At 70.0% G+C, this 1,252-nt stretch carries 1 protein-coding gene; it reads right to left on the bottom strand.

Annotation, left to right across the window (positions count from 1 at the left end):
* On the bottom strand, window positions 1-1,252 hold a 1,252-nt coding region (locus A33M_RS21780; protein WP_040622661.1), incomplete at both ends, for a beta strand repeat-containing protein.

A 1,252-nucleotide genomic window follows, 5' to 3' on the forward strand; every position in this document is an offset into this window, starting at 1 on the left:
CCGCCATTGGCGGCGATCGTCAGCGTGTCGCCCTCGGCACCGCCGGTCGAGCCGGAGGTGATCTGGTCGAGCAGGCTGGTCGAGTTGTACTGCCCGGCCGTCAGGTTGAGGGCGGTGGTGGCGCTGCCGGAGGCGATGTTGAAGTCGACGTCGGCGGACTTGGCGTCGATCTTCAGCTTGCCGGCGACGTTCGAGATGTCGAGATTGGCGCCGATCGTCGCGTTGGCCTTCAGCTTGGTGACCACGTCGTCGAGATTGTCGGTGCCGGCGAGGCCGACCGTCTGGGTCTGTCCACCGTTGCCGTCGTTCGCGTCGACCGTGATCGAGATGTTGCCGCCGTTGGCCAGCGTGGTGTCGATCTCGCCGAGCGTCAGGTCGCTGTTGAAGCTCTTCGAGAGCGTCGAGCCCATGCCGCCGCGCGCGCCGGTGCCGAAGTTGTAGTTGGCGGCCGCGGCATCGAGGCCGAGGGCGGCGGTGACGCCGACATCGGTCGCCGAGAGCCCGATCGCGTTGCCGGAGCCGGCACCGAGGCTGAGCGAGAAGGTGGTGCCGGAGATCGAGGCGGTGGCGGCGCCGCGGTTGCCGGTCAACCACGTGTTCAACTCGGCGACCGTCGACACCTGGCCGCCGGCATTGCCGAAGGTCACCGTCTTGGCGTCCTGCCCGGTGACGTCGAGCACCAGGGTCGAGGTGCCGCCGGTGCCACCCTGCGCTTCGATGTTGTCGAGCAGGCTGGTCGAGTTGTGGGCGCCGGCGGTGAGGCCGACCGCGGTCAGGGTGGCGGCGGTCGAGCCCGAGCCGGAGGCGCTGATCGAGAAGTCGACGTCGGCGCTGGTCGCCGTCAGCTCCAGATGACCCGAGCCGTCGTTCGCCACGGTGACGTAATTGTCGAGCGTGTCGCCCGGCGTGCCGGAGGTGGTGGCGTCGAACACCGCCTTGGTGGCGTTGAAGTCGGCTTCCGTGCCGGCCAGGGTGACGTCGAAGGTCTTGTCGACGCCGCCCGAGGTGACACGGATCTGCACCGTGCCGGCCGCACCCGCGCCGCCGGGGCCCGAGGTGAGGTCGGCGGTGCCGGTCACCGTGCCGATCGACTCGGCGTCGTTGGTGAAGCTCAGGCCGATCGACTTCGGCGACAGATCGTTGGCGCCGCCGGCGGTGGTGGTGGCGATCGTCTCGGTCGGCAGCGAGCCGGTGACGTTGAGCGCGTCGTAGGTGGTCGCCGGGGCGGTCGCCGAGCGGGCCTGCTGGGCGA

The organism is Rhodovulum sp. PH10, assembly GCF_000293785.1.
Taxonomy (GTDB): Bacteria; Pseudomonadota; Alphaproteobacteria; order Rhizobiales; family Xanthobacteraceae; genus Rhodoplanes.